General features: G+C 46.0%; 19 protein-coding genes. 8 read left to right on the top strand and 11 right to left on the bottom strand.

The annotated features are described in order from the left end of the window. From NIES2104_RS02045 to NIES2104_RS32165, 3 genes are all read right to left on the bottom strand, one after another. On the bottom strand, positions 1-1,200 hold the full coding sequence (locus NIES2104_RS02045; protein WP_058995278.1) for a saccharopine dehydrogenase family protein: 1,200 nt from the start codon (positions 1,198-1,200) through the stop codon (positions 1-3). Positions 1,201-1,323: 123 nt separating this feature from the next. Beyond that, positions 1,324-2,001 (bottom strand): Uma2 family endonuclease, encoded by a 678-nt coding sequence (locus NIES2104_RS02040; RefSeq protein WP_059001516.1) that lies wholly within the window; start codon positions 1,999-2,001, stop codon positions 1,324-1,326. Between the two features lie 29 nt (positions 2,002-2,030). Continuing rightward, the gene (locus tag NIES2104_RS32165; protein WP_192843546.1) at positions 2,031-2,180 is read right to left on the bottom strand and encodes a hypothetical protein; all 150 of its coding nucleotides are present in this window, start codon (positions 2,178-2,180) and stop codon (positions 2,031-2,033) included. On the opposite strand from NIES2104_RS32165, the gene NIES2104_RS02035 reads away from it, so the two are divergent. The 3 genes from NIES2104_RS02035 to NIES2104_RS02025 all read left to right on the top strand — a co-directional run bounded on the left by NIES2104_RS02035 (position 2,173) and on the right by NIES2104_RS02025 (position 6,547). Further along, entirely contained in the window at positions 2,173-3,498 is a 1,326-nt protein-coding gene (locus tag NIES2104_RS02035) for a bifunctional 2-polyprenyl-6-hydroxyphenol methylase/3-demethylubiquinol 3-O-methyltransferase UbiG (protein WP_202815022.1), read from the top strand. The genes NIES2104_RS32165 and NIES2104_RS02035 overlap by 8 nt on opposite strands. 187 nt (positions 3,499-3,685) lie before the next feature. Then, positions 3,686-4,225: a type IV pilin-like G/H family protein gene (locus tag NIES2104_RS02030; protein WP_058995276.1), complete on the top strand. Its 540-nt coding sequence runs from the start codon at positions 3,686-3,688 to the stop codon at positions 4,223-4,225. A gap of 111 nt (positions 4,226-4,336) precedes the next feature. Continuing rightward, entirely contained in the window at positions 4,337-6,547 is a 2,211-nt protein-coding gene (locus tag NIES2104_RS02025; protein ID WP_058995275.1) for an O-linked N-acetylglucosamine transferase, SPINDLY family protein, read from the top strand. On the opposite strand, the gene NIES2104_RS02020 is transcribed toward NIES2104_RS02025, so the two are convergent. The 4 genes from NIES2104_RS02020 to rppA all read right to left on the bottom strand — a co-directional run bounded on the left by NIES2104_RS02020 (position 6,544) and on the right by rppA (position 10,846). Continuing rightward, a complete protein-coding gene (locus NIES2104_RS02020) occupies positions 6,544-7,512 on the bottom strand; it encodes an FkbM family methyltransferase (RefSeq protein WP_058995273.1) in 969 nt (322 codons plus the stop codon). The genes NIES2104_RS02025 and NIES2104_RS02020 overlap by 4 nt on opposite strands. A 12-nt stretch (positions 7,513-7,524) precedes the next feature. Beyond that, positions 7,525-9,045 (bottom strand): FkbM family methyltransferase, encoded by a 1,521-nt coding sequence (locus NIES2104_RS02015; protein ID WP_058995271.1) that lies wholly within the window; start codon positions 9,043-9,045, stop codon positions 7,525-7,527. Between the two features lie 161 nt (positions 9,046-9,206). Next, a complete protein-coding gene (locus NIES2104_RS02010; RefSeq protein WP_058995270.1) occupies positions 9,207-10,109 on the bottom strand; it encodes a hypothetical protein in 903 nt (300 codons plus the stop codon). A gap of 56 nt (positions 10,110-10,165) precedes the next feature. Further along, complete coding sequence (rppA, locus tag NIES2104_RS02005; protein ID WP_058995267.1) at positions 10,166-10,846, bottom strand: two-component system response regulator RppA; 681 nt, start codon at positions 10,844-10,846, stop codon at positions 10,166-10,168. Positions 10,847-10,916: 70 nt separating this feature from the next. Between rppA and hisG the strand changes: the two genes are divergently transcribed. Next, the gene (gene hisG / locus NIES2104_RS02000; protein ID WP_059001514.1) at positions 10,917-11,564 is read left to right on the top strand and encodes an ATP phosphoribosyltransferase; all 648 of its coding nucleotides are present in this window, start codon (positions 10,917-10,919) and stop codon (positions 11,562-11,564) included. After that, on the top strand, positions 11,561-13,360 hold the full coding sequence (locus NIES2104_RS01995; protein ID WP_058995265.1) for an ABC transporter ATP-binding protein: 1,800 nt from the start codon (positions 11,561-11,563) through the stop codon (positions 13,358-13,360). Before hisG ends, NIES2104_RS01995 begins: the two co-directional genes overlap by 4 nt. Positions 13,361-13,494: 134 nt before the next feature. Here the strand turns inward: NIES2104_RS01995 and NIES2104_RS01990 are convergent, their stop codons facing one another. From NIES2104_RS01990 to NIES2104_RS01980, 3 genes are all read right to left on the bottom strand, one after another. Beyond that, positions 13,495-14,193, bottom strand: a complete 699-nt coding sequence (locus tag NIES2104_RS01990; protein WP_058995263.1) for a ribonuclease — start codon at positions 14,191-14,193, stop codon at positions 13,495-13,497. 76 nt (positions 14,194-14,269) lie between these two features. Further along, complete coding sequence (locus tag NIES2104_RS01985; protein WP_058995261.1) at positions 14,270-15,535, bottom strand: hypothetical protein; 1,266 nt, start codon at positions 15,533-15,535, stop codon at positions 14,270-14,272. Between the two features lie 142 nt (positions 15,536-15,677). Continuing rightward, positions 15,678-16,193, bottom strand: a complete 516-nt coding sequence (locus NIES2104_RS01980) for a transcriptional regulator (protein WP_058995259.1) — start codon at positions 16,191-16,193, stop codon at positions 15,678-15,680. Positions 16,194-16,410: 217 nt separating this feature from the next. On the opposite strand from NIES2104_RS01980, the gene NIES2104_RS01975 reads away from it, so the two are divergent. The 3 genes from NIES2104_RS01975 (at position 16,411) to NIES2104_RS01965 (ending at position 18,538) form a co-directional block, all read left to right on the top strand. Continuing rightward, entirely contained in the window at positions 16,411-16,845 is a 435-nt protein-coding gene (locus tag NIES2104_RS01975; RefSeq protein ID WP_058995257.1) for a hypothetical protein, read from the top strand. A gap of 34 nt (positions 16,846-16,879) precedes the next feature. Next, positions 16,880-17,392 (top strand): hypothetical protein, encoded by a 513-nt coding sequence (locus tag NIES2104_RS01970; protein ID WP_058995256.1) that lies wholly within the window; start codon positions 16,880-16,882, stop codon positions 17,390-17,392. 102 nt (positions 17,393-17,494) lie between these two features. Beyond that, positions 17,495-18,538: an EcsC family protein gene (locus NIES2104_RS01965; protein WP_058995254.1), complete on the top strand. Its 1,044-nt coding sequence runs from the start codon at positions 17,495-17,497 to the stop codon at positions 18,536-18,538. Between the two features lie 206 nt (positions 18,539-18,744). On the opposite strand, the gene NIES2104_RS01960 is transcribed toward NIES2104_RS01965, so the two are convergent. Further along, positions 18,745-19,161 (bottom strand): secondary thiamine-phosphate synthase enzyme YjbQ, encoded by a 417-nt coding sequence (locus tag NIES2104_RS01960; RefSeq protein WP_058995252.1) that lies wholly within the window; start codon positions 19,159-19,161, stop codon positions 18,745-18,747. Positions 19,162-19,175 lie beyond the last annotated feature (14 nt).

The following is a 19,175-nucleotide window of genomic DNA, read 5'->3' as shown; positions in this document are numbered from 1 at the left end:
CTACTCCTCCACAAACGGGGAAGCTTGACCAATCACTTCATGCCAAGGCAGACCCATTGCCCCCAACCGTTCCAAGAACGGATCAGGATCAAGCTGCTCGACGTTAAAGACTCCTGGTTTCTGCCAAGTTCCATTCGCCACCATCAATGCACCCAGAGCAGCGGGCACACCCGTAGTGTAGGAAATCGCTTGTGCTCCCACTTCTTGATAGGATTTGGCGTGATCACAGTTGTTGTAGATGTAATACTGCTGCGGTTGACCATTCTTGATCCCGCGCAGATGACACCCGATCGAGGTTTGTCCCGTATAAGTCGCCGCCAACGAAGACGGATCAGGCAGCAATTTCTTCAGAAGTTTCAGCGGCACGACTGGAGTTCCTTCGTAATCGATCGGATCAATCCGCGTCAGTCCCAACGTTTCCAACACCCGGAGATACATTAAATAGTTCTCCGAAAACGTCATCCAGAATCTAGCTCGTTTCAGCGTTGGAATGTGTTTTACCAGCGATTCGAGTTCTTCGTGATAGAGCAGATACGATTCGCGATCGCCAATTTCGGGATAAGCTACTGGCTGATGAATCGAGAGCGGCGGAACCGTCACCCATTCACCCTTTTCGTAGTAGCGTCCGGGCTGCGTAATCTCGCGAATATTGATTTCTGGGTTGAAATTCGTTGCGAACGCTCTTCCGTGAGTTCCTGCGTTACAGTCCACGATATCGAGTTCGTGAATTTCATCAAAATGATGTTTGAGTGCGTAAGCGGTAAAAATTCCGGTCACACCGGGATCGAAACCACAGCCAAGAATTGCCGTTAACCCTGCCTCGAAAAAGCGTTCCTGATATGCCCACTGCCAGCGATACTCGAATTTCGGATTGTCGGGAGGCTCGTAATTCGCCGTATCGAGGTAGTTCACTCCCGCTTCGAGACACGCATCCATCAGCGACAGATCTTGATAAGGCAGAGCCACATTGACCAGAATATCGGGTCGAAACGCTTTGATCAGCTTTACGGTTTCGGGCACGTTATCCGCATCCAACTGTGCGGTCTGAATGGACTTAGTAGATATACTCTCTGCGATCTGGGTACATCGTTCTAAAGTCCTGCTGGCGAGTAGAATTTCATCAAACTCTTCCAGTGCAGCAAGTTTGTGAGTTACAACGCGGCTCACTCCACCCGCTCCAACGACCATCACTCGTGCCATTTTTTCTCCTTCAATTAGGTAAGTTTGGGAGTGCTATCTTTTCCCCTACGGATTTTCAGCCTCACCATTATGACACGTGATTTTCTAGGGTGTTGGATTTCTAGATTGCAATCCTAAAAGTTCTTACTCTTGGTCTATTTCTCCGAAGCGATCGCGATATTGTCTCAACAAAGCTTCCATGTCATCGGCTCTCTGTTTTTCCTGTTCTGCTCTTTGCCGTTCTTGATCGAGCATTTGATTAAGTTGAGCGAACGAGAAAAAGGGGACTCCATCAGGTCGATACAGGTTCAATTCTTCACCAAGTTCAAATCGAATTCCTAATCTGGGACTGATCCACCCCTCGATCGATTCTATTTGTTCCAACCACGGATCATCCGATCGACACCATCCTTCTAATCGATTTCGATCTGGATCATAAAGATAGTATTCTTCAACCCCATAAGTGCTGTAAAACATCAGCTTACGGCTCATTTCACGTGCTGTGTTACCCGGTGACAGAATCTCAAACACAACTTGGGGCGGTATGTTATCCTCTCGCCATTGCAGATAGGAACCTCGATCGCCTTTCGGTCTACCAAACGCAACCATCGCATCCGGAGCGGTACAGAGCCGATTATTTCCCTCAACCGGATACCACAGTAAATCTCCTGCGACGAACACATTCGGATCATCGGCAAACAACAATTCTAAATTCTGCTCAATCACCACGATCCAGCGAAATTGCTTCGTATTGTCTGCCATTGGTTTGCCGTCACTCTCCGGGTAAACGACCTCGTTAGAGGTTTGCGGCTGAGTCACCATCGATCGAGCCTCCTGCAACGCGATTTTTCTCACTTCAGTATAAAGGTTCTAGTTCCGTAGAAATTGCGATCGCTTTCTTCACGCTTCAAATCCACCCGCACCATTACGGAGGTCAATCGAAATCTCACAGGCATATTGAAAGGAATTTTCGGCAATTTGGGAGAAACGACGATGACCATGACTCCGCTAAAGTCTGACTTTCTAGAAAAGATGCGTCAGCAGTTTGATAATGCGCCCTATCCCAGAACCCCGCTCGAACAGTTTCCCAAAAATCTCAGAAGCCTCTACATTCACAGTTTGGTGACAGCTTACTACCGTCGCAATCAAAAAGTGGTCACTCCGGCTGGAAAGCTGATTTTGGATGCTGGATGTGGAACAGGCTATAAATCCCTAGAACTCGCGATCGCGAATCCAGGCGCAAAAGTTGTGGGAATCGATCTTTCTCCTGCATCAGTCGATTTAGCTCAGAAGCGATTGCAGTATCACAATATCGAGAACGTGGAATTTCATGCGATCGCTCTTGAAGATTTGCCCAGCTTGGGAATGCAATTTGACTACATCAATAATGATGAAGTGCTATATCTGCTGCCTGATCCGATCGCGGGATTGAAGGCAATGCGGGAAGCCCTGAAGCCAGATGGAGTTCTTCGCACCAATTTTCATAGTTCATTGCAACGATCAATCTATTACAGCGCTCAGAAATTCTTCAAACAGCTTGGATTCATGCTTGGTACTGAACCTGAAGCTGAAGTGAAATTAGTGCGAGAAACCATGCGTTGTGTCAAAAACAATGCGTTTATGAAGGTGTATGGCTGGAACTCAAACTTTGAAACGGACGATGAAACTGTTCTGGCAAATTACCTGCTTGAGGGTGATAAAGGATGGACAATTCTGGAGCTGTTTGAAGCAATCGAAGCGGCAGAATTGGAGTTTATCTCGATGGTAAATTGGCGAGAGTGGGATTTACTATCGCTGTTTGACAATCTTGATGAGATGCCACTCTCAGTGATGATGAGCTTATCGGATCAGTCGATCGCTGAACAACTCTATCTCTGTGAACTATTGAATCCCCGTCATCGACTGTTAGATGTTTGGTGCGGTCTACCAGAAAAAACTCAGGAGTATGAGCCGATCTCGCAATGGAGTGACGAAACCTGGCAGTCCGCGATCGCGCATCTGCACCCACAGGTGGTCACGACTGAGTTTCGCGAAGCCCTAAATCATTGTGTGACTGGGGCAAAAATCTTTGAACTGAGCCGAGTTTGTCAACTATCTGATTTATCACTGATCATCGATAGCCAGGGTGCAGGATGCCTGCTGCCACTTTTGGAAATGCCAAGATCGATCAATGCTCTAGTTCAATGGTGGCAAAAGCTTCGTCCCTTTAATCCGGTGACACAAGAACCAACGTCGGAAACAGAGGCATTGGAACGAGTGAAAGGCTTGTTGCTACCTTTGGAAGAAAACGGCTATGTAATGATTGAAAGAAATGCCTAGGATTGTGGATTAGAAAACTTCAGTGCTGGAAGTCATATCTATCTGTAGGGAACATTGCACCGAAATGAAAGTTGGAAGTTCTAGAATTTCTAATTCAAGGTGATATGAAACTTGATCGGGCTGGGCAGATTAGATTCAGGCGTTAGAAGTTCAAACAAACCGCACCTTATAAGGAGAAACGTTTCTCATGAAATCTGAACTGAAGGCAAAATTCCTGAATCATTTGATCTCGAAAAAAAGAGAAGGTGGTTTCACTCTGATCGAATTGCTCGTGGTGATCATCATTATCGGTATCCTGTCTGCAATTGCGCTTCCTTCGTTCCTCAACCAAGCGAACAAGGGTAAACAGTCTGAAGCAAAGACCTACGTCGGTACACTCAACCGAACTCAGCAATCGTTCTACCTTGAGAAGACGCGATTTGCTAAAGGTCTAGAGCAGATGGCAAATCCAGTTCCCAAGCAAACCCCGAACTACGATTACGCATCGGGTGATGATGTTGCTACCAGCGCGACTCAAGTTCTTACGACTGGAACTTCCCGCGTGGCTGCTCTCCGATCGTATGGTGGAACTGTGTTTGTTGTGACTGATCCGACCACCACTGAAACGACCACGCTTGGTATCGCTTATGAAAGCGACGTGCCCACGACCAACCCGCTGGGTCTTGCAACGATCAACCCCGCTAACAACGCAATGACACCTCCAGCAAAATCGTCAGCAATGAATTAATCTTGTCGATTTAGCTTCACGTAAGTGGGTAGAGGAATCTACTCACTTATTTTTTGTGTTTCAGTTCTCATCAAACCGTCCATACTGATATCACTTGTTTGTGTGTAACCTATGACTCTCACTCCCCCATTTCCGGCTGAAGTTACGCTAACTTTTCAAGCGCATGAAGCCCTTTTGCAAGGCTACTACAGCAAAGCAGCACTATTGTATGAGCAACTGATTGATCAAGAGCCAAAAACCCAATTGCACTATTGGCACTATGGTCTAGTACTACTGCTGCAAGGAGAAGAAGAAGAAGCACAAACGACTTGGCTATTTGTGCTGTCAAACGGTGAGCCAGGGCAAACTGAATCAGCGATCGCTGAACTAACCGAAGTATTAGAGAACGCCGCTCAACGATTTGAGAAAGACGCAGACTTGTCGATCGCTTGGGTCATTCGCCAACATTTACGCGAATTTCATCCAGATGATCTAGTAAATATGCTCAAGGTGCTAGATTTGTCGATCGAGCTTAAACATCAAATGACTGAGATCTGTGAGCAAACAATTCCCCTGCTTCAGACTTGTGAAACCTCGATCGAGGTCAATCAAATACTGCTCATGTTGCGGCGGGTTCTTGAATTTGTTCCACCCTCGCCTACAGTTCTCTCATTCGTTGAAGCCTGCGATCGCTGGATTCCAGACAAGCGAGACTTCCGATGGGCAATTCTCACGGCTGCCATCGAGCTTGCTTATTCGAGATCGCTCTACCGTTTCTCAATCGAACTTGCGCGGTTGTTTCTCCGACTCTATCCGAACGATATCGAAACGTTAGGTCATCTAGCTTCTTTCTACCAAAATTGCCACGAATACGATTTAGGCATTCAGACTGCAAAGCAGCGGTATGAACTCAGCAGTACATTAGATGAGAAAGTCAGATCAGGTCATCTGCTGCTCCGGGGTCTAATGAGTGCGGGAGGCTACTGGGAAGAAGCACTCTCGATCGCTCAAGAGCAAGAAGCGAACCTTCAAGCATTTGTAGATCAACCCACAGACGGACTTGATCCCAGCATTTTGAGTCAGTTGACGAATGTGGCTTACTACTTGGTGTACCTTAAAGACCAGCCTCGATCGTGGCGAACTCTACAAAATCGACTGCTTGAGTTTATTCAGACTGAAACTCAAGATCACGCTGCTCGTATCGGAAACCCAGTTTTGCCAATCCAGCGGTGTTCTCCGAAGCGCTTAAAAGTGGGTTATCTTTCCCGGTGTATGGCAACTCACTCAGTTGGTTGGTTAGCGCGTTGGTTAATTCAATACCACGATCGCAATACATTTGAAGTCTACGGTTATTTTCTAAATCGTTCCTCGACTGATCCGCTGCAAGCTTGGTATGTCCAGACTTTCGATCGCGCTCATCATTTCACTTTAGACGATACTCCGATCGACATTGCATATCAGATTCAGCAAGACGAGATTGATATTCTGATTGATCTCGACAGCATCACATTAGATCTCAGTTGTCGAATCCTTGCTCTCAAACCCGCACCTGTCCAAATCACTTGGCTCGGTTGGGATGCACCTGGTCTGCCTGCGGTCGATTACTTCATTGCTGATCCTTACGTTTTACCAGACACGGCTCAAGAGTATTACCGCGAAAAAATCTGGCGATTGCCTCAAACATACATTGCAGTTGATGGTTTTGAAGTTGGGGTTCCAACGTTGCACCGCTCTGACTTAAACATTCCAAACGATGCGATCGTCTTTCTCAGTGCACAGCGAGGGTTTAAGCGCCATCTCGATACAACTCGTCTGCAACTGCAAATCATCAAACAAGTCCCAAACAGCTATTTTCTGATTAAAGGCTTATCAGATGAAAAATCAATTCAAAAGTTCTTCTTTGATATTGCTGAAGAACTTGGGATTGAACAAGAGCGGCTACGGTTCTTAGGTAATGTTGCTTCTTCTGAGGTACATCGTGCAAACTTAGCGATCGCAGACGTAGTTCTCGATACGTTCCCGTACAACGGTGCAACCACTACACTTGAAACCCTGTGGATGGGAATTCCTCTTGTTACTCGTGTTGGAGAACAGTTCGCTGCTCGTAATAGTTACACCATGCTAAAAAATGCAGGGATTAGTGAAGGAATTGCTTGGACAGATGAAGAATACATTGAATGGGGCGTAAAGCTGGGGACTGATGCCGCTCTACGCCAGAAGATTCACTGGGATTTAATGCGATCGCGCCAAACTGCCCCGCTCTGGAATGCAAAAGCTTTCACCCGCCAGATGGAAGCTGCCTACCTGCAAATGTGGCAAACACAGATGAAAAAAGCAATTTAATGCTGAACTGTTACATATGGCTTTAGCTCAGCGATTAAAGCCTGTACTCTTTCTAATTGCTCTAACCCTGAAATCTGATTTAAGCTTTCAAGAATGATTTCTGCGAAGTTATAGTCGAAACTGCTTGCATAGTTCAGGGTTAAAGCCATCAGAAGCTCCAAAGCATAATCTGTAAACTCTAGTGCATCGGCAACACAAGCTAACTTGAAAATCTGGTCAGGTGTTTTGAACTGTTTTGGAGTATTTTTATCAAATGGATCACGAAGATAGATCGCATCTCCCCAAAGCAATTGTCCCAGACGACTTGCTGAGCGGATTGACGATCGCGCAATTTGTGCTTTGGAGACATCAAACAACGTGAATCCTTGTCGTCTCAAAAATGTATCCACATCTGCAAACAAAGGCTGATTTTGATAAAGCGGCGAAAATTCAACTTCAGCCTGAATCGCTAAAATGCTTTGATTGAGTGTCTGAACTGCGCCTTCTAAAACCTGAAGCTCTGCGCCCTGCACATCGATCTGTAAGAAATTAATCTCATCGATCAACTCCCCTTGGCAAAAAGCATCTAGTGTGGTCGTCTCGATTTCGATTGTGTGATCTAGGTTCACGAGACTCGGCAGACCGGGGAAATGCTGAAGTAGTTCTTCGTCGGGTTGATAGAGAGAACTACACATTGGATTTCTAGTGACATACAGCGTTGCAACTTCAGATTCTTTAGCAAGTGCGATCGGAATATGAAACTCATTCCAATCTGCTCCTCGTGATTCAAACTCTGAATTTGCAATCTCACAGGCTTCTGGATCAGCATCGAAGCCATAGATCGTCAGATTCGGAGCAAAAACCCGCCAAACTTGGCTTGCATAGTCATCTTGAGCGCTCACCTTGCGCGAACCAACATTGCAGATACTCAGATGAATGCGATCGAGAAAACCATGTTGTTTGAGTGCATCTAGAAAAAAAGCCATCGTAAAAATTCCTTAAATAGAATGAGGTAAAGCAATCACATTGAGGTTGCCTTGCAGATCTTCGAGCGATCGGATTTCAATCAACTCCTGGACGAATGGCTGATAGCGGAATAATCGATAGTTCTTTGCTATCAAGTATTCCGCAACAGGTAAGTTACTCCCTTTACTTCCTGCAATGTTTTCATAAAGAAGTACAGGTCGAAATTCAGTCAGAATACGATCGCTGCCTTGTAACACTTGCATTTCATGACCTTCAGCATCGAGCTTTAGTAGATTGATGCGATCGATTTGTTCTGCTTCAATCAGACTGTCTAAAGTAAAACACTTCACAACTTCAGCATTTTCAATGTTGCTGTCTGCATCAACGACTTCGTTTAACTCACTTGCACTTTGTAGAGAAAGCTTTACTGTTCCAACTCGATCGCTTGCGGCTCCAGCACAGATTCGCACCTGAGAGAAATCATTGATCTGACGGGTTTCTTCCAAGCAATGAACACACCCAGAGAATGGCTCAACTGCAATCACACACCCCTCTTTTCCAACTCGTGAAGCTGCACTAAACGTATAAACGCCGACATTTGCACCCACATCAATAACTGTCATTCCTGGCTGAATTTGCGATCGCCAAAACTCCATCTCTCGCTCAAACCAGTCTCCTTCAGCCAATAGTACGCTGGTGACAATGCTCCGAAAGCTAGCTTCAACTGCAAGCGTACAGTTCTCGAATGGTAGATAGGTGATGTCGCTGTCGATCGCAGCTTCAGTCCAGTTCCACGTGCTGTAATGCGATCGCAAATCTTGAGCTACTTTTAACCAATGTGTTGCAGTCTCAATCTGTCTCAGACCTCGATATGCCAAGAAGAGTGCTTGTAACACTTGAGGATGATCTGGCTCAAGCTGTTGTGCGTGATGGAGAACCGCTAAGCCTTCCCACTGGGAGTTTACCAGCGAGGCAATTCCAAACTTTAGAGCGGTGAAGCGATTTGGAGGTAAGATTTGAGTTGATAGATTGAGAAATCGAAGCCCAGAATTGTTGTAAAAAACGAGTTGAGCCTGTTGCAGAATTGTAGTTAGCAAGTACAAGGCTTGCATTGATCCAGTTTCGGCTTGCAAAACGGTTTTTAACAGCGCTCTCTCTGGTAAATAAACTGCTCCTATTTGCACTGTATCTACCGTTCCAAGCGTCTGAATGAATGCTGAAAAGGCGAGATTAATCGCTTCAGAAGTGTTGCCTACTAAGCTTTGAATCAGTGCAAAGTGGGCGACGCACAGCGGATGTTCATGAACAACAGGATTTAGAAGTTCTATCGCGCTTTCTAGCAGGACTCCTCGAAATGAGGGTTCACATTGTTCGGCTTCAATTAAAATCGCTACCGCGATATTGTTTCGCTCTAGCGCTGATTGTGGCTCATCCCAGTTTGTATTTTCTAAGCTTTGCTGAATCTTCTGATTGATCGCTCGCTGCAAACCAATCTCACAGTGCTCTAGATATTGGTAGTAGCGCTCGGAAAGAGAGAGAACTTGCTGAACCATAGGATTTCGATCAGGGCTTCCTTGTCTGTCCCTTATAACACTGATATCAAAGATTACACGAATTTTTGATGCCTATTTCCTACAGTCGAGCTATACAATCTTCTAGATTTAGAGAATAATCTTACGCCTCGTCTACTAAAAAGCTGTTTAGAGGAAGGCGCTTAACTTTCTAAATACTGCTCGAAGTTAAAGAACTTCAGCAATTCTTTCAACGAAGCCCGATCGCTAATCGGCGTAATCTTCTCAATCTCTTGAACAGTCTCAATATTCAAATACTGAAATACTTCTCGACAGAGCTTCTCGATCGCATTTCCCGGAAAGCCAGAAATCTCATGATCGAACCTAGCTAATCGACTTTTCGCAAGGTTCACCTGAAATCGCGATCGCTTGAGCAATCTTTGTCGAATGTTCTCAGCAAGACTTGGATCTGTGGTTTCTAATTGTTCGATCTTGCCTGTGGTCAGCAATGGAACTACATCTAAGTTTTCTTCTAAGAATAGTAAGCTTCCTTCTCGGTTGTACATTTCGATGCCATCGATTCCTAATGCGCCAAGATCCGCTAAAGCTAAAATTCGAGCGACGATCGGTAAATTCGGCTGATCGAGTGAAGGCTGATAGATAGCTTGCTGTTCTGGGTCATAGGCGCAGATCGTGGCAGTGATCGCAGCGCGGACAATCTCTCGATCGACATCCGTGAATGTTCCTGAACAAACTGAATCGATGTAATCGAGTAAGTGATTGATCGTGGCAGTCTCGCTGACTCCGCTCGATCGCGTTCTTGTTGCGTGGGGTTGGGACTGTGCCTGAAAAATCTGAACCATGTCGTGAGCAACCACACACAGATCGAGCAATCGATCGATTTGATTCACTTCGTCGCGGGTTAAATCTGAGCGAATGACTTCAAAAATGAACTGCGATCGACGTTGTACCTGAGCAATATGATCGCGGGTGTGATAGTACAACTGATGCGATTGGATTTGTCGATCGAACTCTTGCAGCGAAAAGGCTTTGACTTGATTGATACAATCTGTCAATTTCTCAGATTGCTGTGTGTCACAACTCATCGAACAAAAGAAAGTTAGGAGGTATACAAATTCTAATAGATGGGCAATAAAAGATCTCAAGGACTGCCAAATCGATACCCTTTTCCATAGACCGTTGTGATTAATGGCGTTTCTCCTTTGGCTTCAACTTTTCGTCTCAATAATCGAATTTGTGCTACTAAAGCATTGCTCGTTGGTTTCTCGCTGTCGCTCCAAAGGTATTGCGAAATCTGTTCGTGCGTGAGGAGTTGATTCGGTTGCCGCATTAAATACGCTAAGAGTTGACTTTCTTTTTCTGAAAGCTCGATCGCTCTTCCATTGCGATAGGCGACTTGATTTTGTAAATCTAATTCTAAATCTTCGACTTTTAATCGAGCGATCGCAACAGGCTCGATCGTGGTTGGTCGTCTTAATAAGGCTCTCACTCGCGCCAATAATTCTCGCAGTTCAAACGGTTTGACAATGTAATCATCTGCGCCTGCATCGAGTCCCTGAACGCGATCGTCGATCGTATCTTTGGCAGTGAGAAATAAAACGGGGGTGGCATCTCCCCGCGATCGTAAACTTTGGCAGATTTCTAAGCCTGATTTTCCCGGTAGCATCCAATCGAGAATTAAGAGATCGTACTGGCTTCCTGATGCGAGTTGTAAACCGCGATCGCCTTCAGATGCGACATCGACTTCATACCCTTCCCGCGTCAGCAAACGGCTTAAAGGTTCCGCCATTTCGATTTCATCGTCCACCAACAGAATTTTCATGCCATTCGATCGAGAAAAAATTGATCAACCAAGATCTAATATAGAGATTCCCCTAATCATTTTGATTGATATGTTGACGGTTGCATTGCCCAAAGGCGCATTATTAAAAGACAGTATTCGGTTATTCAAAGCGATCGGGCTAGATTTTAGCGCGTTTCTCGAATCCGGCAACCGACAACTTCAGATTACCGATCCAACGAATACCGCCAAAGCGCTCTTGGTGCGAAATTCGGATGTCTCTGTGTATGTCGAGTACGGTCAAGCACAGCTTGGAATTGTTGGCTATGACGTGCTGAAAGAAAAGGCTCCAAATGTGGCACATCTGATCGATTTGGGGTTTGGACAATGCCGGATGTCAGTGGCAGTGAAAGCATCGAGTCCTTATCGATCGTCGTTAGAATTACCGCTGCACGGTCGAGTCGCTTCTAAATTCGTCCACTGTGCGCGAGAGTATTTTGAGAATTTAGATCTACCTGTGGAAATTGTGCCGCTGTCTGGATCGGTTGAACTCGGTCCGATTACGGGAATGTCAGAAGCGATCGTGGATTTGGTCGCAACCGGGAACACCTTGAGAGAAAACGGCTTGATTGAAATTGATGTGCTGTTTCACAGTACCGCTCGATTGATTGCTCACCCACTGAGTTATCGACTGGATACAGACAACATCAGCCAGCACATTGAACAAATTCGCAACCAACTTACTGCTTCGATCGTATGATTTCTTCTCGCCGCCCTAAAGAAACTGACTGGCGTTTGTTTCTTCGTCTCGCCCCTTATGCCCGTCGAAATGCCCGATTGTTGCTGTTGTCGATGGTGTTTCTCGTGCCATCTGCGATCGCGAGTACACTACAGCCGATTTTGATCGGAAGAGCGGTTTCTCTTCTCAAGCAAGAACCGTCTGCTTACGATTTTCCGTTTGGTTTTCTGCGGGGTTTAACGATCGCGCAAGGCTTGAATGCTCTAACTTTAGTGTTACTGACGACGGTTGTTTTACGGTTGTTCTTTGATGCGTCTCAAGGCTTTCTGGTTCAGAATGTCGGTCAGCGAATCACAGCGAACATTCGGAATGATTTGTTTGATCATGTGACTTCATTAGCGGTGCGATTCTTCGATCGAACTCCCGTCGGTAAGTTGATCACGCGCTTAACCAGTGATGTCGAAGCGCTGGGAGAGGTCTTTTCAACTGGAGCGATCGGTGTAATTGGCGATCTGTTCACAATGCTTGTCATCGCTGGGGCGATGTTCTTGACTCAGTGGCAGCTTGCATTGTTTCTAATTCTGATGCTTGTTCCGGTCACTGCATTGATTGTTTATTTTCAGCAGCAATATCGCAAAGCGAACTATCGAGCGCGTGAAGAACTCTCAGAACTGAACTCGATGCTGCAAGAAAATATTACGGGCATCGGAGTAGTGCAACTGTTTCGACGTGAGAAGTTTAACAGCGACCTCTATCGTCAGGTGAATGAGCGCTATATCAAAGAAGTCGATCGTACAATTTTCCATGATTCCGCTGTGTCTGCCACATTGGAGTGGGTTTCATTGATTGCGATCTCTGGAGTTCTCGCGATCGGCGGTTGGCTCATAACAGGCGGAAATCTTAGCTTCGGGGTGCTTTCAACGTTTATTTTGTATGCTCAACGATTGTTCGATCCGCTGCGACAGTTTGCGGAAAAATTCACAGCAATTCAGGCTGGATTTACCGCAGTGGAACGGGTGAGCGAAATTTTGAATGAACCGATCGAGATTCGCGATCGAGCAGACGGACACACTCCACCTTCTTCCAATGCAGGCGAAATTCGCTTTGAAAAGGTCTGGTTCGCGTACAAGTCTGATGAATACGTCTTGCAAGACCTCGATTTTACGATTCGTCCAGGCGAGCAAGTCGCATTAGTTGGACCCACCGGAGCAGGAAAAAGCTCGATTATTCGCTTGCTCAGTCGATTGTACGAGCCTACCAGAGGCAGAATTTTGCTCGATGGGGTTGATATCCGGGATTTACCTCAAGCAGAATTACGGCGACGGATGGCGATCATTTTGCAAGATGGCTTTCTCTTTGCAGGCGATGTGAAAAGCAACATTACCTTGGGTGAATCGTATAGCTTTGAACAAGTGCGATCGGCTGCCGAGCAAACAAATGTCGATCGCTTGATCGAACAGTTGCCCCAAGGCTACGACACCATGCTACGAGAACGAGGAACCAACCTTTCTGGTGGACAAAAACAACTGCTTGCATTTGCGCGTGCAGCCATTCGTGATCCAAAAATTCTTGTACTCGACGAAGCGACCGCTAGCTTAGATGTCGGAACGGAAGCTTTGATCCAAGATGCGTTAGAGCGATTGTTAGAAGATCGAACCGCGATTATTATTGCTCACCGACTTTCGACGATTCGGAATGTCGATCGTATTTTGGTGCTCAAGCGTGGACAGCTTGTGGAATCTGGAACGCATGAAGAGCTTTTGAACGTGGGTGGATTGTATGCCAGCTTGTATCACTTACAAATGTTGGAGAGCTAGCTTCGTTTCCAGCCCTTCTGCCCTCATCCCCTAACCCCTTCTCCCAAGCTGGGAGAAGGGGAACCGGAATTCTTGCTCCCCTCTCCCAAACTTGGGAGAGGGGCTGGGGGTGAGGGCACGACAAACTCTGCTTCTTACCGCACACTCCGCACCAAGAAATTCGCCTGACCACAACTTTTTTGAGATCGACGTAACACCTCTTCGCTACAAGTCCCCGGCTTACCATCCTTCGAGTAGCACACCAAAGTTTCTTGTAAAAACCGTCCCGATCCGGAACAACTCGGCGCAACACTACTCGCTGTAAATCCTGGATTTGCTTTGACAAAATCCTGCTTAAACTGAGTCAGCGTCACGCGGAACGGTTGATCCGGGCGCACATAGCGATCGGGAATGTTCACGCTCTCTTTCAAGGTTTTCGACAACTGATGATACTGAACTTGGCTTAATCCGGTACAAGTTCCATGCTTCTCCCATTCGTGGCGAAATAGCTTAGAACTCGGATAAAGACCCGGAAACTGCTGCTCCATCTTGGGATTAAAGGCTTCGGTCGTGCAATCTTGAGGGTATCCTCGATCGTATTGGGGCCACAAGCCATGAAGAACAAAGCCCAACCGCCGCCCGTTTCCACACTGCTGTGAGTCGTTTCCACCTTTTGTCGCGCAGTAGTCCGGCGACCAAGACAGCGATAAGACATAGTAGTCAAATTGTCCGGGAACATTGCGGGTTTGTGGGGCGGGTTTGGGACGGGAAATCGGACGACGCGCTTCTGTCAGCGCTGGGAATGCACAAATTCCAGCTAAAACAAGCGTAGGAAGAATCGCCTTTTTGAACATTTCTTTTCAACACAAAATTTGGGTAGTACAACATCATACTGGGCAGAAAGACGATCGAACAATTTTTTGATCAGTCTCACGACACCGATTCTTGATCTGCTCCACAGTTTCGGCAGTAGGGCAGTTGTTTGTATGTGGGCTGATGACAGTTGTGGCACTCTTGATGTTGATGATGTCCGCAGTGTGGACAGTAGCTCTCATTGTGCTTCAAAGTGCGAGTACAATTCAGACAGCGCGATTGTTGGACTAAGCTCGAAGGTGAAGCCTTGCTGCGAACGTTGATTTTTTGGAAGACTTTGATCAGGATGAAACCCGCGATCGGAATCAGCAGAATGTAAGTATAGCTGACTAAAAAGACTAATCCACCGAAAAGCCTGCTAATAATGCTAAACAAGAATTGGAACAGTGCCCCAACTTGTAGAAATTCAAAGATCTTCAGAATCAACGGAATGAAGAAGATGATCAACAAATGCCAGCTAATCAGCGCAATCAATCCGTAGCGTTTCCGTTCTGCAAATCGGTAGACTAAGCCTGCTCCAATTAACAGAGGAACCAAGAACAAGGCTTGTAAAGAGAGTTGGATTGTCGGATACCAAAATGAAGCTTGTTTATAGCCTCGTTCAACTTCAGTGAAAGCATCATTATTTGCTAAAACCTTGAACAACTCAGCACTTTCAGGTTTTGCGAGTAGATCCGATTCGAGCTTTTTGATCTCTGATCTAAGCTGAGCGATCTTCTCATTATTGCTATCGAGTTGTGCTTTTGCTTTCTCTGCTCCGACTGCGTTGATTGATTGGTCGCGATTCTGTCCTGCAATCTTTTCGAGCAAAGTTGAATCGTACTGAGCGCGAATATTGCGATTGGAATTTTCTAGATTGCCGATCGCAGTTTGCTTTTGGTCGATCGCTTTCTTAATGGTCTGATTTGCAGGCGTATCAACTTTATCTTTCGCCGTTCCAAACGCTAAACAGGTCGATGAAACCGTTCCGAGTCGTCCTCGACTTGTTTGTTGAAATTGGTCTTGGGCGCGAGGCGGTGGCGGTGAATTCGGGGAATAGGTCGGGAGTGTATAATCCTCGCTTAAAATGGTTTCAAGCTGCTGGATGTTTTTGTCTGGAGAAGTGTTTTCTCGATATGTGCGCCATTGCTCATAGCAAGGATAAGCTTCATTCGGACTCAATACCCAATTGCTAATATCGTTTAACCCATTGAAGACATTTACTAAGATAAAAATATCGATCAGAATAATCACAATCAAGCTCACAGGATTCAGCGGCTGCTTGTTAATCGATCGAGTCCGAGTGAAGAACTGTCTAACCCATCGCCGAAGTCTTCTCAACATGGTTTCTGATTGCCTGAATCGGGGATTATTCAGGTGAAGTGAGTGGAACACATCCCCGCTGTGCTCTCTTACTTTAGGGACACACAGAGAGCAAAGAAAATTCCAGATGTGACAGGTTCCAAACTTGCCTAAGACCGGGCAGTTAAGATGGGCTGGGTTCTTTTTGGAAGTCTTGCAGTTTTCGGGGAATTTTTCGGCTTAAAAACTCTCGCTTGATGATTTCATAAGATTGTTTGTAAATTTGAAAATCAGTCGGTTTCTCAAGGGTTGGAATGCTCTGCGTTACCGTATGAAAGGCTTGGAAAAGCGCATCTAAACCCGCGATCGCATCTTCGAGGGGAATCGTAGTTTGATAGGACTCCTTGCTAAATTTCGTGGCGTAAATCAATCGATGACGCTGTGCCAATTTTTCTAGCTTGTTCTCGTGGACGAGTCGCGCTACATCGGTCGCGTTTGCTCCAATCGATCGAGCGACCTTTAGCGCCGTTTCTTCATCCGGGTTACTTTCTTTACGACAAATCCAGCCCAAGCCCGCTCGTGAGATCCCAACTTCGCGAGCTAATTGACTCATATTCGTTTCTGAATTTTTTTCTAGATACTGCAAAACTAATTGTCCGAACGACGAACATTCTTCAGCGTTTAACTTGAGCGCATTCATAATTCATTCCAGGCTTTTTTATCTAATGAATAATCGAAACAATTGTATTAATCTATAGCGTAAGAATCAGTCATCGAATGATCATCTGTCTAGTGTCTATCTTATGGCTCCTCAAGTGCTGCAATTGTTCACTCTAAAGTAGGGTGAATGCTGGGGATCAAGCGCTCTAATCTAAAGTAAAGCTACTTCAAATACTTTAGAAGTAAAGGAGGATAATGTGAGCTTTTTTCAACAAGGGCGTAGGATTTTCGCTACGATCGCGCTCATTCTTCTGCTGACGATTACAACTGCTTGTGGCGGTCCGGCAACGGCACGAGAACCGATTGCCCCCACTCAAAGCACGAGTAGCTATGGACAGTTAGCACGTGGAAATTCCACTGCTGGACAAGATTTTGGCAACTGGGTTGTGAGTGCCAGCAAAGGATTGATCAAAGATGCGTACGTGCGTGATAACAATAAGCTTGGTGTTGTGATTTCATCGCAGGTTCGCCCGACTGAAGTCAGAGAGTTAGCGCGATCGCTGGCTCAAGGATTTCACAAAAACTTTCCTAGCCAAGATTTAACTGTGTTGGTGTATGCGCCTGACAAACAGTTGATTCTTACGGCTCAGTATGATCAACAGTCCAAACAGATTCAGTATCAAGCGGGTTAAACATTGATTGTGATTTGATTTTAGGAGATAAATTATGTCGAGCAGTGATGCTTATAAGCGCCAAGTAATGCAAGATTTGGCAGCCGGAAATAAAGAGCAGTTGAATGATGTCGATTCAACGCAGAACTATCAGAGCTTTGATGATTTTGCTCAGCGAACCAGCAGAGATGAGCGGCATCAATTGTTCAAACAGTCATTTCATCCGAATCAGGTTCCGACCAGTCAGATGGAACCGGAATTACAGCACGCGATCGCACAAATCCAGCCCAATGAACGCGATGATGTAGCGCGTGAGTTTTTCAACCATCTGAAAAAGCGTGGACTGAGCGATCGTGATTTAGAACAGCAGCTTGGACTTTCGACTCACCATCCGAGTCGCATGAGCGCAGACGATGTGAGTAAGCTGGCAGGCTTCGCGTATCACAATCACCCGGATGTCTTTCAAGAAGTGTTGGCAGATCAACCTGCACTGGTGAAGTTCTTGAGTAATCCAGTGGTTGGCGCTGCACTTGGCGCGATTGCGTCGAAGTGGTTCGGTCATCGCTAATGGTTCTAGCAGCCCAGTTGATTGCTGGGCTGCTTTTGAACTATGCACTCAGAACGATGAGAAATATTTTAATCAAAGTACCGTAATTATTAAACCCTCAGTATGAAACCGATGGCGCAATCTAATAAACTCACTCCTTCTTCTAACTTCGGAAAGTCGATCGCTCGAAGATCGATTGGGTTAGCTGGGCAATTAAGCAAACGTGCAGGACATCTTCTGAATTTTGTAGGCAGTCTTCCGCTCTTGAAAAACCCGATCATCAGACGGTTCGCAGGTGTTCTCAAGTTTGGTTGGTTGCTGGGTGTGAGCGATCAAGTGGATGTTGGCAAAGCAGAAGAAGCGGTGAGAAAACTCCGGAGCCAATTCCCGAACGAAACGCATCAACAGATTGCTCATCGATTGATTGTTCGTAAAGCTGCTCAAGCGGGTGGAACTGGGTTTATTAGTAGCATTATTCCAGGATTTGCGATCGCGTTTCTCGCACTTGATCTCGCTGCGGTCACTGCCCTTCAAACTGCGCTAGTCTACGAAATTGCTGCCGTTTACGGGTTAAATCTCCGCGACCCAGAACGCAAAGGAGAAGTCCTTGCAATTTTTGGCTTGGCGCTGGGTGGAAGTAATGCGCTAAGAGCGGGTTTGAAATTTTTGCGGAACATTCCGTTTGCCGGAGCCGCGATCGGTGCCAGCACAAATGCAACGATTCTCTACTCATTAGGGTACGCTGCCAGCCGATTTTATGAAGCAAAACTCGAAGCAGATGTCCCAGAGTCAGCAACCTTAGAACAGATTCACCAAGACAGTGAGAAATATCTGAATGTTGCGATCGCACAGCAAACAGTGATGGATCAGATTCTCGCTCACATGTTGTTAGCAAGCTATCCTGAAAAGACTTGGAACTCGATCGCTCCGGAACTCAAATCGTTGAATCTGGAACCTTCTTCACTTAAAACGATCGAAGCAAATCTACGATCGCCCCAGCCGCTCAATGCCCTGCTTGATCAGTTGAACTGTGATTTTGCAGTTCCTTTATTAGTTCAGTGTCGGGGAATCGCTGAAAGCACCAATGGTGTTTCGCCGCAAGAAATGGAAATTTTGAGCACGATCGAGAAGCGCTGTCCGAAAGCGATGGCTGAAATACAGGGTTAAGGCATGTTTTAAAGACCTCTCGCTTCGTTCGCTTCCGCCCCGGAATGGAATTCGGGGCTATCGGTGCGAAGTCCTTTGAAAAGGACTAAAGAGACTCAAATTGGCTGTTAGTCCCCTTTAGTGGACTTCGTTTGATTAGCCCCGAATTCCATTCCGGGGCGGGTGAGCAACGGAGTGAAAAGGTTTTAAAGCGCCCCCTAGAATTGCTATTCACCCATCAAATGCACAACCAATTCCCGTGTATGGCGATGTTGGCGATGTTCCCACACATAAATTCCTTGCCAAGTTCCTAACACTAATCGCCCGTGGGATACTGGAATTTGCTCAGAAGAATGCGTTAACACTGTCCGAATATGAGCAGGCATATCGTCTGCTCCTTCGGCATTGTGAATGTAGTTTTCCCACTCAGGAACTAGCTTGGCAAAGAAATTCTCCAGATCTTGCAACACGTCTGGATCAGCATTTTCCTGAATAATTAAACTCGCTGAAGTATGCCGCAAGAAGAGATTACACAATCCTGTTTGTATCCCCGACTCAGCCACGATCGCATTTACCTGTGAGGTAATTTTGTGCAGCGATTTCCCCTGTGTGGCAATTCTAAGAACTTTCTGATACTGCGTCATGTTAATCCTTGTGA

This window comes from Leptolyngbya sp. NIES-2104, from assembly GCF_001485215.1.
Taxonomy (GTDB): Bacteria; Cyanobacteriota; Cyanobacteriia; order Leptolyngbyales; family Leptolyngbyaceae; genus Leptolyngbya.
This window is presented reverse-complemented; position numbering and strand designations above follow the sequence as displayed.

Bases quoted from the DNA above. Each gene is read 5' to 3' on its own strand.
- NIES2104_RS02045 (WP_058995278.1), bottom strand. From the start codon at position 1,200: ATGGCACGAGTGATGGTCGTTGGAGCGGGTGGAGTGAGCCGCGTTGTA.
- NIES2104_RS02040 (WP_059001516.1), bottom strand. From the start codon at position 2,001: ATGGTGACTCAGCCGCAAACCTCTAACGAGGTCGTTTACCCGGAGAGT.
- NIES2104_RS02035 (WP_202815022.1), top strand. From the start codon at position 2,173: ATGACCATGACTCCGCTAAAGTCTGACTTTCTAGAAAAGATGCGTCAG.
- NIES2104_RS32165 (WP_192843546.1), bottom strand. From the start codon at position 2,180: ATGGTCATCGTCGTTTCTCCCAAATTGCCGAAAATTCCTTTCAATATG.
- NIES2104_RS02030 (WP_058995276.1), top strand. From the start codon at position 3,686: ATGAAATCTGAACTGAAGGCAAAATTCCTGAATCATTTGATCTCGAAA.
- NIES2104_RS02025 (WP_058995275.1), top strand. From the start codon at position 4,337: ATGACTCTCACTCCCCCATTTCCGGCTGAAGTTACGCTAACTTTTCAA.
- NIES2104_RS02020 (WP_058995273.1), bottom strand. From the start codon at position 7,512: ATGGCTTTTTTTCTAGATGCACTCAAACAACATGGTTTTCTCGATCGC.
- NIES2104_RS02015 (WP_058995271.1), bottom strand. From the start codon at position 9,045: ATGGTTCAGCAAGTTCTCTCTCTTTCCGAGCGCTACTACCAATATCTA.
- NIES2104_RS02010 (WP_058995270.1), bottom strand. From the start codon at position 10,109: ATGAGTTGTGACACACAGCAATCTGAGAAATTGACAGATTGTATCAAT.
- rppA (WP_058995267.1), bottom strand. From the start codon at position 10,846: ATGAAAATTCTGTTGGTGGACGATGAAATCGAAATGGCGGAACCTTTA.
- hisG (WP_059001514.1), top strand. From the start codon at position 10,917: ATGTTGACGGTTGCATTGCCCAAAGGCGCATTATTAAAAGACAGTATT.
- NIES2104_RS01995 (WP_058995265.1), top strand. From the start codon at position 11,561: ATGATTTCTTCTCGCCGCCCTAAAGAAACTGACTGGCGTTTGTTTCTT.
- NIES2104_RS01990 (WP_058995263.1), bottom strand. From the start codon at position 14,193: ATGTTCAAAAAGGCGATTCTTCCTACGCTTGTTTTAGCTGGAATTTGT.
- NIES2104_RS01985 (WP_058995261.1), bottom strand. From the start codon at position 15,535: ATGTTGAGAAGACTTCGGCGATGGGTTAGACAGTTCTTCACTCGGACT.
- NIES2104_RS01980 (WP_058995259.1), bottom strand. From the start codon at position 16,193: ATGAATGCGCTCAAGTTAAACGCTGAAGAATGTTCGTCGTTCGGACAA.
- NIES2104_RS01970 (WP_058995256.1), top strand. From the start codon at position 16,880: ATGTCGAGCAGTGATGCTTATAAGCGCCAAGTAATGCAAGATTTGGCA.
- NIES2104_RS01965 (WP_058995254.1), top strand. From the start codon at position 17,495: ATGAAACCGATGGCGCAATCTAATAAACTCACTCCTTCTTCTAACTTC.
- NIES2104_RS01960 (WP_058995252.1), bottom strand. From the start codon at position 19,161: ATGACGCAGTATCAGAAAGTTCTTAGAATTGCCACACAGGGGAAATCG.